Consider the following 12,729-nt stretch of genomic DNA (forward strand, 5'->3'; position numbering starts at 1 on the left):
ATCACCATGACCTCATACCACAGGAAGTTCTGTCAGCTGGCAGGGCTGGCCGTCGCTCTGGCACTGTCCATGCCGGCGGCTCTGGCGGCCACCGCCCCCAGAGGACTCACCCAGGGGGACTGGCTTGTCAGAGCCGGTGCGGCGCGCATTATGCCCATTGGCATACGCTCCACCATTCCCACCATTGGGGGAGACGTCGAAACACCCGACACTTACTCGCCCACGCTGGATCTCAGCTATTTCCTGACCGATCACTGGGCCCTGCAGCTGACCGGCGGGGTCTCTTCCACGCCCTACCGACTGAAGGATTCGGCAGTGGGCGATTTTGATATCGGCACCGTCAGAACCGCCGCTCTTGCCCTGATGGCGCAGTATCATTTTCGTCCGGGTTCGACCATCAACCCCTATATCGGTGCCGGGATGGTCTGGTCCCGAACCCTGAAGGTTGAACCGGCCGACAACATCCCCGATTTCGAGGTCGACTCCATCAACAGTGTCCTGCTGGGGATCGGCCTGGACTACCATCTGGGGGGGCACTGGTTTGCCAATGCCAATGTGCAGTATCTCAGGGTGCCAACCTATTACTTCGACAGTGACGGGTTCAGCGCTCAAGTGGATTTGGACACGCTCATCACGGGCCTCGGGCTGGGATATCGATTCTAGTCCGCCTTTTTGATGACGCAGAACCCGCGTAAGGTAGCGCAAGGCCATGCCTTTAAATCCCGAGATCCTGTATCTGACCAGCGGTATCAGCCGATGCGCCTTTCTGGTGGTCTTTCTGGCCACGGTCATCAGCCAGCCCGATGAGCGCTGTCTGCGACACTGGTTGGCGGCGCTGGCCACGTCAGCGGCAGGATCACTTTGCATGTCGCTAAGCCCGAGCTATCCGATCGCCCCCTTTCCACTCTCGCTGATCACCACCACGCTATTTTTCTCTAGTTTAAGCCTGTCATGGAGCGGGCTGAGAATCTTTTATCAGCGTCGTGTCGATATTCGGATGCTGGCGCTGATCACCATAGCGCCGGGCATTTTGCTCATGGCACTACTATGGCTGAACGCCTCACAGATTCTTCAGCTGGCCATGACCTTTTTTGTCACCGCAGTCATGACGGCACTCGCCGTGGTCGAAATCCTCAGGCCACCCCACCAGCGAATACTGTCCCAATACGTCGTGGCCATGGCCTTTTCCATCTACTTCGTTGCCCTGTTTATACCCTTTATCATGCTGATCACGGGCATGATGAGCATGGAGATGATGGTCAGCGGTCAGGCCGCCATCATGGCGGATCAGGTGCTTTGCATCCTGATCTATTTCGGGTTTATCGCCATGTCCAGCGAGCGCTCCAGCATGACCCTGAAGCGTCTCTCGGAAACCGATCAGCTGACGGGGCTGGCCAATCGGCGCGCCGTGCAGGGTGTTTTGAAAAAACGGGAAGCGCATCGTCACATCGGGGAAGTATCAAGTGTGATCATCATCGATCTTGATCATTTCAAGTCAGTCAACGATCGATTGGGTCATGACGCCGGCGACGCCGTGCTCAAGCAGTTCGCACAGCATCTGGTCGCTATCACCCGCAAGCAGGATATGGCGGTGCGCTGGGGCGGCGAGGAGTTTTTGATCCTGCTGCCCGACACCACGCTCGAAGAAGCCGCCATCATGGCCGAGCGACTGCGCCGTCGGGTAGAGCGCGCGCCCTTTCCGCTTGAACCGCAGACGCTGAAGGTCACCATCAGCCTTGGGGTGGCTGCGACTCAAGCGGACGCCAGTCATTTCGAATCAGTACTTCAAAATGCCGATGAAGCGCTTTATAGAGCCAAGCACGAAGGCCGTAACCGGGTCTGTTGCCACGACGTCTCTTCCCCGACACCGCTTCCAACTCGAGCCTGACACCACTTCCAACTCGAGCCTGAAAAGGCTTGTTATCAAACGTCATGATGATGCCTCACGTATCAGGCACACCTCTTGCATGAACAAGAGGCCTGCCCATTTGATACGAGGCCCCACATGAAAACGATGACCACTCACGAAAGCGCTGCGCCTCGGGCGCCAGCATCACTGGGGATTGCCGAGCGGCTGCGCGCGCTGGGCCCGGGCGCGATGGTAGCGGCCTGCATTCTGGGGCCCGGCTCGATCACCACGCTCTCGGTCGCCGGCGCCGAATACGGCTTCACCCTGCTCTGGGCCGTCATTGCGGCCTCCGTGGTAGCCTTTTGCTTTCAGCGTCCGGTCATTCGTTTCACCCTGGCCACCGGAATGTCGGCCATGGAAGGTATCCGCCAGCGCATGGGCCGAAAGTGGGCCATTACACTCTACATTGCACTCCTTTTGGGCGCTGTCGCCTTTCAGGCGGGCAACTTCACCGGCGCCGCGCTGGCACTCAACTATCTTTTGCCCTCGATACCGATTCTGGCCTGGGTGGGCCTTCTGGCCATCGCCGCGCTCCTCATGTGCTGGGTGGGCATCTATCGGCTGCTTGAAAACATCAATCGCATGATCATCGCCCTGATCGTGCTGTCGTTTGTGCTGACCCTGGCGCTGGCTGGGCCGAACCCCGGTGAAGTGGCGGCCACCGGGTTCTCGTTCAAGATCCCCGAAGGCAACTACTGGCTGATTCTCGCCCTGATCGCGACCACGCTCCCGCCCAACACCGTGCTGGGGCTGTCGGCCTTCATCAAGCGCAAGTATGAAGGCGATACCGCCACGCCGATGGACAAGCGCCTGGCCCTGTCACGCTTTGACCACACCACCAACGTGATCATTACCGGTGTCGTCATGGTCGCCATCCTCCTGTGCTCGGCAGCCGCCCTGCACCCACTGGGCACCGGCGTGTCAGGGGCCGCTGACATGGCCGGCCAGCTCACCCCCGTACTGGGACAATACGCCGGCGTATTGTTCTCGCTGGGATTGTGGGCGGCCGGCTTCTCTTCCGGTCTTTTCAACATCGCCGTGCAGCCGCCACTGCTGGGAGAAGCCACCGGGCGCAAGGAGAATGCCCGTAGCACGCGCAATCGTGGGGTCATGCTGCTGGCGGCGCTGGCACCGGTCGTGATCGTGGCGCTTTATGGCAGCACGCCCATTGAGCTGATTCTGACCGCTCAGGCGATCAACGGGCTGTTGCTGCCGGCGATCGTGGGATCGATCTGGCTGCTGTGCAATCAGAAAACCCTGCTGGGCGAACTATCCAACACGTTCAGACAGAACCTCGTCTATGGCGGGGTCATGCTGATCGTCTGCCTGCTGGCGCTGCGGGTATTTCTGGGTATGCTGGGGGTGATCTGATCACCAACGTTCAAGGGGTGTCATGCGCTACCGTCTTCACATTGCCAACAAGAACTACTCGTCCTGGTCGATGCGGCCGTGGGTATTGATGCATGCGCTCGACATCCCCTTTGAAGAGGTTCTGACGCCGTTTGAACATGGTGCGCGTCAGCCCTCATTTGACGCCTTTTCACCGACCGGCAAGGTGCCATGTCTGATCGACGGGTCCCTGACAGTATGGGATTCACTGGCCATCTGCGAATATCTGGCCGAGGCCTATCCGGAAGTGTGGCCTCATGAACCCGTGGCACGTGCCTTTGCGCGCTGCGCGGCGGCCGAGATGCATTCAGGCTTTTCAGCCCTGCGAGACGAATGTTCGATGAACTGCCGACTGGTGATCGCCCTCACCGCCCCGAGCGAGGCGCTCACGCGCGATCTGAAGCGTCTGGAAGCCCTGTGGTGTTCGGGGCTGGATCGCTTTGGCGGCCCGTGGCTGGCCGGCGATCGGTTTACCGCCGTCGATGCCTTTTTTGCCCCGGTGGCAGTGCGGGTTCGAAACTATCAGCTCACCCTGGGCGCACAAGCCATGGCCTACGTGGATCGGCTAATGTCCCACCCCAGCGTGACGGAGTGGGTCACGACCGGCATTCAGGAACCCTGGCGAGAGGGCTCTCACGAGCAGGACTGCATTCGTGATCGGCAGGTTATCAAAGAGCATCAACCGCCCATCGAGAGCTGACGCTAGCGCAGCGTCTCACCCTCCTGGCGCAGCATCCGGTTGCGCCAGGCATTCACGTGACCGACGAACTCATGGCCGCGGTGCACGTGGGAAAGCGTGATGGGGTCAGTATCGGTAAAGCGGTTATCCACATTGATCGGATAGGCCTTCGTGGCCCAGCGCACAAATCCGGTGCCGTAGCTGGCCTGACGCACATCACGCCAGTTGGTCCCGACGATACCGCGCCGCCAGGGCAGAATCCCTCGATAGCACCATACACCGTCCTGATCGGTGTACAGGCGCACGCGCCGGATATAGCAGAATCGATAGATCAGAATGCCCAGCGCACAGAGAACAAAGGCAATGCCGGCATAGGACAGGATCCGGGCCGTGATGGGCGTCATCATGATCCAGCGCGGTGAGAGCATCAGCGCGATGCTGATGGCGATCGCCACGAGCCCCTTGAGAATGGCATCGCCGTAGGCCACCCATGACAGTCGGTGTTCCCGAAAGGCCAGGGCTGTTTCATCATCGCCACCCGCGCCGGGCAAATCATTTTGCATGGGTCATTCTTCCTTTTCTGACAGGATCGCTTCATCGGCGCCGTGACGGAAACGTCGGCAGTAACCGCTCTCATAGAGTGCGCTGTCGCGAAAATCGCTGTCGGCCAGCGCCGGACCAACCAGAATCAATGCACTGCGCTCGATGGGATCCGCTGCCAGGCGCTCGACAATATCGCTCAGCACGCCCTGAACCAGGCGCTCTTCGGGCCAGCTGGCCCGGTATACCACCGCCACCGGGCAGTCCGCTCCGTAAAAGGGCGTCAGCCGAGTGGCGATCTCTTCCAGCCGATGAATCGCCAGATGAATCGCCAGCGTTGCACCACTCTCGGCAAAGGTTTCCAGCTGCTCCCGCTCGGGCATTTTTGATGCCCGCCCCGACAGGCGTGTCAGCACCACACTCTGGGCCACCTCTGGCACCGTCAACTCACGCTCGATCAGAGCGGCGGCGGCGGAAAAGGCCGGCACGCCGGGGGTCAGCGTATAATCAATGCCGTGATGCTTCAGACGACGCAACTGTTCGGCCAGCGCGCTATAGACGGAGAGATCGCCCGAATGAAGCCGCGCCACCGCCTCACCGTTATTATGGGCGCGCACGTATTCGGCCTCGATCGCGTCAAGATCCAGCGGAGCGGTATTCACCAGACGCGCTCCGGGCGGACAGTGCGCCAGCAGCTCGGTGGCGACCGTGGAGCCGGCATAAAGACATACCGGACACTGCGCGAGCAGACGCTGACCACGTACGGTAATCAGATCCGCCGCCCCGGGGCCGGCGCCGATGAAATGAACCGTCATGATACCCCCTGAAAGTCCATCGGCTTGCTCCAGACCCACTGGGTAATGGTACGCGCCGGCGTCCAGCCGATCATGCTGCCCAGCGGTGCAGTCTGCTCAAGGCTCAGGCGAAGCAGATCGCCGCCCAGCAGACGGTGACACTCGCCAAGGGCCAGCTCGCTTTCCAGCGTCACCGCATTGGCCACCAGCCGCCCGCCGGGGGCCAGCGCGTCAAAGCAGCGCGCCATCAGTGCCATATTGCTCACTCCGCCGCCCACGAAGATGGCCTGCGGCGTCTCCAGACCGTCGAGCGCGTCGGGCGCCTCGCCCTGAACAATGTCCAGCCTCGGCACGCCCAGCGTTTCAGCGTTGCGACGAATGCGCTGACAGCGTTGTTCATCGCGTTCGATGGCCACGGCCTCAAGCGAGTCATCCAGTAGCAGCCATTCAATGGCAATAGAGCCGGCGCCGGCGCCGATATCCCACAGCCGCTCCCCCGGGCGCGGCGACAGCCGCCCCAGCGTCATGGCCCGAATATCCCGACGGGTGATCTGGCCATCGTGTTCAAACAGGACGTCGCTGCGTCCCGGCGCCAGCCCGGCCACCGCGCACTCGCCCTGCTGGACGATCTCGAGCGCCACGACGTTGAGGGCATCGAATTCGTGCGACTCGCGCGCCAGCGCCCGGGCCGTAAATTCCTGAATGTTTTCGCGTGGCCCGCCCAGCGCCTCAAGCACGGTCATTCGACTCTCACCCATGTTGCGCTCGGTGAGCATGCTGGCGATCAGGGCCGGTGCAGCACCATCGCTGGTGAGCGCCACAATGCGCACACCGTGATGCAAATGACCGTTGAGACGACTCATCGCGCGCCCGTGCAGCGACAGCAGCCGGCTTCTCTGCAGCGGCCAGCCCAGACGGGCACAGGCCAGCGAAAAGGCCGACGGCGCCGGGAACACTTCCATCTCACCGGCCGGGATGTATTCCGACAGGGTCGAGCCGATGCCGTAATGGAAGGGATCACCCGAGGCCAGCACGCACACCCGCTGGCCACGCAGCGCCAGCAACTGCTCGATGCCCTCGCTCAGCGGTGAGGGCCAGGCAATCGGCGTGCCATGAATCAGCGTGCCGGTCAGCGCCAGATGCCGGGTCCCACCAAAGACCACCGAGGCCTGACTGATCGCCTCGCGCGCCTTTTCACACAGCTCCTCGGGACCGGACTCCTGGATGCCGACGATAGAAAGCCACGCACCATGAACGTCGCCATCGCCTGCCACCGACACGTCAAACGGGGCATCATTGAGGCTCATGCATCACTCTCCTGTTATGTTGCGGCACCCTCCACCCCATCGGGTGTACAGTGACCAGCGCCTTGTGCGTTTCCATTACCACCCGATCAATTACGGCACAGACCGGCCATGTCTACACCCATCCTATCTCATCATAAACGTCTGCTACTGCTGGGCGGTACGCTGGAGGCCCGTCGAATTGCCGCGCAGCTGGCCGGCATGCCCTCGGTGTCGGTCATCCTGTCGCTGGCCGGGCGCACCCGCACCCCCATCGACAATGGCGTGACCACCCGCAGCGGTGGCTTTGGCGGCGTCGCGGGGCTGGTGCAGTGGTTAAAGACGCAGCACATCGATGCCATCATCGTGGCCACACACCCCTTTGCTGCGCAGATGGCACACCACGCTCATGACGCAGCGCAGCACCTCGGCCTGCCCATTGTGCGGGTCACCCGACCCGGATGGCGGCGACAGGACGACGATCAATGGCGTGAATGCGATACCCCCCGCGAGGCAGTGGCCCTGCTGGGAGAGGCGCCCAGGCGGGTGCTGCTCACCTTCGGCCGACAGCAGGCGGCCCATTTTGAAGCCGCCCCCATGCATCACTACGTGATTCGCAGCATCGACCCCATCGACCCGCCGCTGGCCCTTCCGCATGTGGATAACCTGATTGCACGCGGCCCCTTTACGCTGGAACAGGAGCGGCGTGTACTGCGCGACCACGCCATCGACACGCTGGTGACCAAGCACAGCGGTGGCAAGGCCACCTGGCCCAAGCTGGTGGCGGCGCGGGAACAGGGCATTGAGGTGATCATGATGCGAAGGCCCGCCATGCCCGACACACCCACCATCGAAGGCGTTGATGAGCCCGGCATGACAGGGCTGCTCAACTGGCTCTCAGCATGCTGAATGTTTGGATTCAGGGTCCCAGCCGGGGGCGAAGCGCGGGGTATAGACCAATGAGGCCTGGCCGGGCCTTGTGACCTCGCGGGTCTCTTCGCTGCCGATGATCACAAGCGTTGCCATATCGGCCTGCTCGGCCCGGGCCTGTGCCAGGGTCGTGGTGGTGATCTGTTCATCAGGGCGACCGGCAGCGCGGGCGAAAATCACCAGCGTCTGCGGGGCGAGGACGTCGCGCAGGCGCTCCAGCGCCACCCCCAGCTGCCAGGGACGCGCCTTCGAGATCGGGTTGTACAGCGCCATGACCAGGCCCGCGCCGGCACAGGCCTGCAGCCGTCGTTCGATCAGCGCCCAGGGCTTTAAATTGTCGGACAGCGAGATGGCAGCAAAGTCATGACCCAGTGGCGCGCCACAGGCCGCCGCCGCAGCCAGCATGGCACTCACTCCGGGCACGACCTCAAGGGGCAGCGCACGCCACGCTTCGGGGCCGCGCTCGATCTGCTCACACACGGCCGAGGCCATGGCAAACACGCCTGGATCTCCGCCGGAAAGCATCGCCACGCATTCGCCGCGGGCGGCCAGTGCCAGTGCCTCGCGTGCTCGCGCGCCCTCCTCCCGGTTGTCCGACACCACCCGGCGCGGGTCATCGAGGGCGACCACCCGGTCCACGTAGGGGCCATAGCCATAAAACCAGTCGGCGCGGGCCAGCGCCTCGACCGCCTGCGCCGTCATGCAGGCTGCCTCTCCCGGCCCCAGACCGATCACGATCAGCCGGCCACTCATGAGCGCACCGCCAGCGCATCCAGCGCGACCGGATGCGTGCAGGCCGCCCAACCGGGCACCAGCACGATCGAGAAGTACGGTGCCGGGCGATCATCGCGCTCGACAAGTCGCATGATCTGCTCCCCTTGCATGGTGGCGCGCTCGACGTACAGCGCCCGCTCCAGCAGCCCTGCCTGTTCAAGCGCGACGCGAATGCGGGGAAGATTGCGGCCGACCTTCATGATCACGGCCGCCTCGCAGCGCGACAGACGATCCACCAACGCCGCCTCACCAAGCGTTCCCGGCAAAATGGTGAGCACGTCATCCCCCTGGCAGATCGGTACGCCGGCGCTCGACCAGCCGCCGGCCATACCGGTGACCCCCGGAATGACCTCGACCTCGAAACGCTCGCGCAGGCGCACGTGCAGATGCATCCAGGAACCAAAAAAAAGCGGGTCTCCTTCCGAAAGCACGGCGACACTGCGCCCGGCGGACAGCTCAAGTGCCAGACGCTCGGCGCTTTGCTCATAAAACTCGGCGATGGCCTCGCGATAGCCGCTGGAGTGGCGATGCAGCTCGGTAGTCACCGGGTAATACAGCGCCAGCTCCGGCTGGCCGGGGCGCAGATGCTCACTGATCACGCGACGAGCGTTGCTTTGATTGCCGGCCTTGGCAAACCAGGCGACCACATCGGCCTCGGCCAGCACCCGCGCAGCCTTGAGGGTCAAAAGCTCCGGATCGCCGGGACCGGTGCCCACCCCGTAAAGACGCCCAAAGGCGAGCGGCTGACCGCCGGAAGACGCGGAAAATTCAGGAGTTGATCGCATCAGAGTCGGTCGCTTGCCAGCGCATTGATGGTGGCAGAGGCAATGGCACTGCCGCCCATGCGCCCGCGCACCGTGATGAAGGGAATATCGAGTCCGGCATCAATCAGGGCCTGCTTGGACTCCACCGCACCGACGAAGCCCACCGGCACCCCGATGATGGCCGCCGGCCGCGGCGCGCCCTGATTAAGCAGATCCAGCAGATGAAAGAGCGCCGTCGGCGCATTGCCAATGACCACGACGCCACCGTCAAGCTGCTCGCCCCAGAGTTCGATCGCCGCAGCCGTGCGGGTATTGCCGATGCGAGAGGCAAGCGGTGGCGTACGCGCATCATGCAGGGTACAGACCACATCATTGTTCGCCGGCAGCCGAGCCCGCGTCACGCCACGCTCGACCATGCCGGCGTCGCACAGAATCGGCGCGCCCTGAAAAATGGCCTCGCGCGCGCGGGTGATATCACCACCGCCAAAGACAATATGATCGGTCAGCGCCACCACACCGCAGGCATGAATCATGCGCACGGCCACTTCGGCTTCCAGAGGCGAAAAGCGTGTCAGATCCGCTTCCGCGCGGATGATGGCAAACGACTGACGATAGATGGCCTGCCCGTCATGTTCGTATTCATACAGGGAACGTTTGGCAGGTGCGTCATGAGTGCCATGGCGATCGGTCATTGGCTCCCTCGTCTCAAGGATGGGTATCGGGGCGGTCAGGCGCGCCATTCTACACCGGCGCTGCCTCAGCGTCCGCCCTTACGCACCGGGATCATGCGCGCTGCCGGCGCGCAGCAGGGCCACGATGCGCTCCTCGCCAACACGGTCAAGGCTTGTCGCCGCCAGCGGCAACGTATACCCCTCCCCGGCAAGCGTCTGCGCCAGATGCCTGAAGGCCGCCTCAAGCGAGGCGGTGTCCCCGGCGATCAGGCGAGACACGCCGCGAGGGTTGCCCTGAAAGACCAGACCGATGCCGCGGGCCGTGCCGACCAGTGTGAATGTGACCGGGTCCAGGCTGGCACATCCCTTGGCGCAGCCGGACAGATGCAGCCTGACCGACGCATCAAAGAGCATCGACCAGCACGTGCTCAACGTCCCTGCCGTGTCATGCGTGCTCATGAAGGCACTGGCACAACCCGGCGCCCCGGTACAGGCCACGATGGCCAGGCGGGCATCGTCATCGGCCACAATCAGCCCGGCCTCGCGCGCCGCCCGGATAATCCCGTCAATATCGGCGTGTTCCCGACACAGGATCCGCCAGTGTCGCCCGGGCGCGGCGGCAAAACCGAGCGCGCCGAGCCGCTGCGCCTCGCGCGTAAAACGCAGCAATGACAGCGCCGGCACCTGACCGAACGGCCAGACCACATCCAGCACGTCGCGCTGGCGTCTGGCTCCCGCATCCGGGCCCTGATAGAGGCCGCTACGCGGCGGCGGTGCCCCGGGACGACAGCCCAGCAGGTCGCAGAGCGTATAGATCGAAACGTCGGTCAGAAGGTGATGGGCACGCGCGCGCGGCCCGAGCATGTCGATTTCACCAAGAAGCCCCAGCACGGCACTGGCAAGCTTTGACGCCACCATCCAGCCCAGCCAGGTGGCACTACCGTGATCCCCGGCCAGGCCCACCCAGCCACCACGGGCACCGTCCAGACGCACGTGGACATCGCCGGAAAGACCGGCCAGACCCGCCCAGCCGCCGGCATCGATCACCACGGCGCACTTGGGCGCAAGCGTCGCTGGTGCCCCGATCAGAATCTGTTCACGCAGGCGGCGCGCCAGCAATCCGGTGGGTGCCTCGATGGCCTCATCGATCTCCATCAGCGGATCGATCGACACCGCGGGCCCTGCGCTGTCCAGCCAGTGACGCGACAGCCGACGCATCAGGTAGTCCGCCAGCGCCCGATGAGTGTCGGCCGCCAGCCCTCGCAGCTGCAGATTGCCGCGCCGCGTGACCTCGATCAGGCCATTGCCGAAGCGCTCGGCCGCCTCGCACAGCGTGATGACCTCCTCACCTTCGAGCGGCGCCACCAGCGGGGGCAGTCGCGCCAGCCAGCCGTCCCCGGTTTCCATGGGCGCACTCAGTGACGGGCATGCACCCCGCGCGCCCTGCCAGCCGGGTAGGCGCCGTTCATTAAAGTCGTTCGATTCAGGCAACATGAGCGTTCAACCACGCCATAAAGGAAAATTCGGACCTCATGAGACGGCGAAATCCGCCGCGCTCGTCCATGATTGTGGGCCATGCTATCGCATCCGCTGGCCCGACAGGCAACGCCGTTTCGGGCTGGGTGTCTCGACAAGGAGGTTCAATGTCCGAAGTCCCTGCGCCGGTTCCATTGCCAAGAAGCTTTTACCGGCAACCCACCCTGGAGGTGGCCCGCCAGCTGCTGGGGTGTCATCTCATCGTCGATGACGGTCAGGAGCGTCTGATCGGCCGTATTACCGAAACCGAGGCCTATCTCGGCCTTGTGGACACGGCCTGCCACTCTTCGCATGGACGCACCCAACGCACCGAGGTCATGTTCGGCCCACCAGGCTATGCCTACGTCTACATCATTTACGGCATCTACGACATGCTCAATCTCGTCACCGAAGTTGAGGATGACCCCTGCGCGGTACTGATTCGCGCCATCGAGCCGGTTCAGGGCGAAGAGACCATGGTGGCCAGGCGCAACGGCAAGCGCGGCCGCGAGATGCTCAACGGTCCTGGCAAGCTGACCCGGGCCATGGGCATTACCAAGACCACCTTTAACCGCTGCGACGTGTGCAGCGGCGAAGGCCTGTGGATCGAATCGGGCACCCCGGTCAGTGAGGAGGACATCATCCGAAGCCCGCGCATCGGTATCGATTATGCCCAGCCCGAACACCGCGACGCGCCCTGGCGGCTGCGCATTGCCACACCGCAACTGCGTCGTCAGCTCGAAAAAAGAGCAGCACGACAGGGCAGTACCAAAGGGTAAACCCGGCATGGCGCGCACCGGCCCCTGCCAGGCTAGAATGGAGACTGCGCTGAACGACTCCCGGGAGGGACCGTCATGAGACCGTTACTGGCAGGGCTGGTGGCACTGATGATAAGCAGTGCCGCCATGGCCGATGATCAAGGGCCGATGCGCTCACACTTTTCTCAGGACCGATCGCACTTTTCACAGAATCACTCGGAGTTTCAATCTGAGGCCGGGGTTGTTGGACGTCACTGGCATCAGTCCGGCCGTCCCGGCTTTAATAATCGCCCGGGTTTCGACGGGCGCCCCGGCGATGGCAGGCCACCGGTGTATCACGGCCAGTGGGGTTATGACGGCCGACCGGGATTTGGCTGGCACCGTCCGCAACGCATCGATCCCGACGAGCAGCTCAGACGTCACTACGAACGCCTTTATGACGCCCAGCGCCGTCAGTTCGATCGCGAACAGCGCGACACCATTTATGGCAGCGCCCCGCACGGTAACGGCTATTACGGGCCCGATCGATGGCAGCGACCCGGCTATCGCCCGCCGAGTGGTTATCGGCCGCCCTCGGCCGGCTATCCGCTACCGCCTCACGGCTATCCGCTGCCCGGTCAATCGCGCCCACCCGCCTTCAGTGACCCGGGTCGGGGAGGCGATCTCTACGCCGACCCGCGCGGGCCGGCACCGGCAACACCCTACAGCCGCTAGCCGCAGACG

14 protein-coding genes are annotated in these 12,729 nt (G+C 63.4%); 7 read left to right on the forward strand and 7 right to left on the reverse strand.

All coding sequences use genetic code 11. The features are described from left to right. Positions 1 to 6 precede the first annotated feature (6 nt). From B9H00_RS05830 to B9H00_RS05845, 4 genes are all read left to right on the forward strand, one after another. Positions 7 to 663: an OmpW/AlkL family protein gene (locus B9H00_RS05830; RefSeq protein ID WP_086899854.1), complete on the forward strand. Its 657-nt coding sequence runs from the start codon at positions 7 to 9 to the stop codon at positions 661 to 663. A 46-nt stretch (positions 664 to 709) separates the two neighbouring features. Next, positions 710 to 1,888 (forward strand): GGDEF domain-containing protein, encoded by a 1,179-nt coding sequence (locus tag B9H00_RS05835; RefSeq protein WP_086899855.1) that lies wholly within the window; start codon positions 710 to 712, stop codon positions 1,886 to 1,888. Positions 1,889 to 2,005: 117 nt separating this feature from the next. Continuing rightward, the gene (locus B9H00_RS05840) at positions 2,006 to 3,280 is read left to right on the forward strand and encodes an Nramp family divalent metal transporter (RefSeq protein ID WP_086899856.1); all 1,275 of its coding nucleotides are present in this window, start codon (positions 2,006 to 2,008) and stop codon (positions 3,278 to 3,280) included. Positions 3,281 to 3,302: 22 nt separating this feature from the next. Continuing rightward, positions 3,303 to 3,998, forward strand: a complete 696-nt coding sequence (locus B9H00_RS05845) for a glutathione S-transferase family protein (RefSeq protein WP_086899857.1) — start codon at positions 3,303 to 3,305, stop codon at positions 3,996 to 3,998. Between the two features lie 2 nt (positions 3,999 to 4,000). Here B9H00_RS05845 and B9H00_RS05850 read toward each other — a convergent pair whose 3' ends face one another. Genes B9H00_RS05850 through cbiE form a run of 3 tightly spaced genes read right to left on the reverse strand, consistent with a single transcriptional unit; the run spans position 4,001 to position 6,618 of the window. Further along, positions 4,001 to 4,540, reverse strand: coding sequence for a hypothetical protein (locus B9H00_RS05850; protein WP_086899858.1), 540 nt, complete (start codon positions 4,538 to 4,540; stop codon positions 4,001 to 4,003). A 3-nt stretch (positions 4,541 to 4,543) separates the two neighbouring features. Beyond that, positions 4,544 to 5,332 (reverse strand): precorrin-4 C(11)-methyltransferase, encoded by a 789-nt coding sequence (gene cobM, locus B9H00_RS05855; RefSeq protein WP_086899859.1) that lies wholly within the window; start codon positions 5,330 to 5,332, stop codon positions 4,544 to 4,546. Then, positions 5,329 to 6,618: a precorrin-6y C5,15-methyltransferase (decarboxylating) subunit CbiE gene (cbiE, locus tag B9H00_RS05860; protein WP_086899860.1), complete on the reverse strand. Its 1,290-nt coding sequence runs from the start codon at positions 6,616 to 6,618 to the stop codon at positions 5,329 to 5,331. Before cbiE ends, cobM begins: the two co-directional genes overlap by 4 nt. Before the next feature lie 108 nt (positions 6,619 to 6,726). On the opposite strand from cbiE, the gene B9H00_RS05865 reads away from it, so the two are divergent. Next, entirely contained in the window at positions 6,727 to 7,503 is a 777-nt protein-coding gene (locus tag B9H00_RS05865; RefSeq protein WP_086899861.1) for a cobalt-precorrin-6A reductase, read from the forward strand. On the opposite strand, the gene cobJ is transcribed toward B9H00_RS05865, so the two are convergent. The 4 genes from cobJ to B9H00_RS05885 form a co-directional block, all read right to left on the reverse strand. Then, positions 7,492 to 8,277 carry a precorrin-3B C(17)-methyltransferase gene (gene cobJ / locus B9H00_RS05870; protein ID WP_086899862.1) on the reverse strand — a complete coding sequence of 262 codons (786 nt, stop codon included), beginning with the start codon at positions 8,275 to 8,277 and terminating at the stop codon, positions 7,492 to 7,494. The two genes, B9H00_RS05865 and cobJ, sit on opposite strands and share 12 nt — an antisense overlap. After that, complete coding sequence (locus tag B9H00_RS05875) at positions 8,274 to 9,083, reverse strand: precorrin-2 C(20)-methyltransferase (RefSeq protein WP_086899863.1); 810 nt, start codon at positions 9,081 to 9,083, stop codon at positions 8,274 to 8,276. The genes cobJ and B9H00_RS05875 overlap by 4 nt, the downstream gene beginning before the upstream one ends. Beyond that, positions 9,083 to 9,754, reverse strand: coding sequence for a precorrin-8X methylmutase (locus B9H00_RS05880; protein ID WP_086899864.1), 672 nt, complete (start codon positions 9,752 to 9,754; stop codon positions 9,083 to 9,085). Before B9H00_RS05880 ends, B9H00_RS05875 begins: the two co-directional genes overlap by 1 nt. A gap of 78 nt (positions 9,755 to 9,832) precedes the next feature. Next, on the reverse strand, positions 9,833 to 11,227 hold the full coding sequence (locus B9H00_RS05885) for a hypothetical protein (RefSeq protein WP_086899865.1): 1,395 nt from the start codon (positions 11,225 to 11,227) through the stop codon (positions 9,833 to 9,835). 149 nt (positions 11,228 to 11,376) lie between these two features. On the opposite strand from B9H00_RS05885, the gene B9H00_RS05890 reads away from it, so the two are divergent. Further along, positions 11,377 to 12,027 carry a DNA-3-methyladenine glycosylase gene (locus B9H00_RS05890; protein WP_086899866.1) on the forward strand — a complete coding sequence of 217 codons (651 nt, stop codon included), beginning with the start codon at positions 11,377 to 11,379 and terminating at the stop codon, positions 12,025 to 12,027. Positions 12,028 to 12,102: 75 nt separating this feature from the next. Then, positions 12,103 to 12,720, forward strand: coding sequence for a hypothetical protein (locus B9H00_RS16905; RefSeq protein ID WP_086899867.1), 618 nt, complete (start codon positions 12,103 to 12,105; stop codon positions 12,718 to 12,720). The last annotated feature ends 9 nt before the right edge of the window (positions 12,721 to 12,729 follow it).

Origin of the sequence: Kushneria marisflavi (assembly GCF_002157205.1) — a bacterium.
Lineage (GTDB): Bacteria > Pseudomonadota > Gammaproteobacteria > Pseudomonadales > Halomonadaceae > Kushneria > Kushneria marisflavi.

Excerpts from the sequence above, each read along its gene's own strand:
- cobM (WP_086899859.1), bottom strand. The coding sequence starts at position 5,332 with ATGACGGTTCATTTCATCGGCGCCGGCCCCGGGGCGGCGGATCTGATT.
- B9H00_RS05835 (WP_086899855.1), top strand. The coding sequence starts at position 710 with ATGCCTTTAAATCCCGAGATCCTGTATCTGACCAGCGGTATCAGCCGA.
- cobJ (WP_086899862.1), bottom strand. The coding sequence starts at position 8,277 with ATGAGTGGCCGGCTGATCGTGATCGGTCTGGGGCCGGGAGAGGCAGCC.
- B9H00_RS05840 (WP_086899856.1), top strand. The coding sequence starts at position 2,006 with ATGAAAACGATGACCACTCACGAAAGCGCTGCGCCTCGGGCGCCAGCA.
- B9H00_RS05845 (WP_086899857.1), top strand. The coding sequence starts at position 3,303 with ATGCGCTACCGTCTTCACATTGCCAACAAGAACTACTCGTCCTGGTCG.
- B9H00_RS16905 (WP_086899867.1), top strand. The coding sequence starts at position 12,103 with ATGAGACCGTTACTGGCAGGGCTGGTGGCACTGATGATAAGCAGTGCC.
- B9H00_RS05885 (WP_086899865.1), bottom strand. The coding sequence starts at position 11,227 with ATGTTGCCTGAATCGAACGACTTTAATGAACGGCGCCTACCCGGCTGG.
- B9H00_RS05850 (WP_086899858.1), bottom strand. The coding sequence starts at position 4,540 with ATGCAAAATGATTTGCCCGGCGCGGGTGGCGATGATGAAACAGCCCTG.
- B9H00_RS05880 (WP_086899864.1), bottom strand. The coding sequence starts at position 9,754 with ATGACCGATCGCCATGGCACTCATGACGCACCTGCCAAACGTTCCCTG.
- B9H00_RS05890 (WP_086899866.1), top strand. The coding sequence starts at position 11,377 with ATGTCCGAAGTCCCTGCGCCGGTTCCATTGCCAAGAAGCTTTTACCGG.
- cbiE (WP_086899860.1), bottom strand. The coding sequence starts at position 6,618 with ATGAGCCTCAATGATGCCCCGTTTGACGTGTCGGTGGCAGGCGATGGC.
- B9H00_RS05830 (WP_086899854.1), top strand. The coding sequence starts at position 7 with ATGACCTCATACCACAGGAAGTTCTGTCAGCTGGCAGGGCTGGCCGTC.
- B9H00_RS05875 (WP_086899863.1), bottom strand. The coding sequence starts at position 9,083 with ATGCGATCAACTCCTGAATTTTCCGCGTCTTCCGGCGGTCAGCCGCTC.
- B9H00_RS05865 (WP_086899861.1), top strand. The coding sequence starts at position 6,727 with ATGTCTACACCCATCCTATCTCATCATAAACGTCTGCTACTGCTGGGC.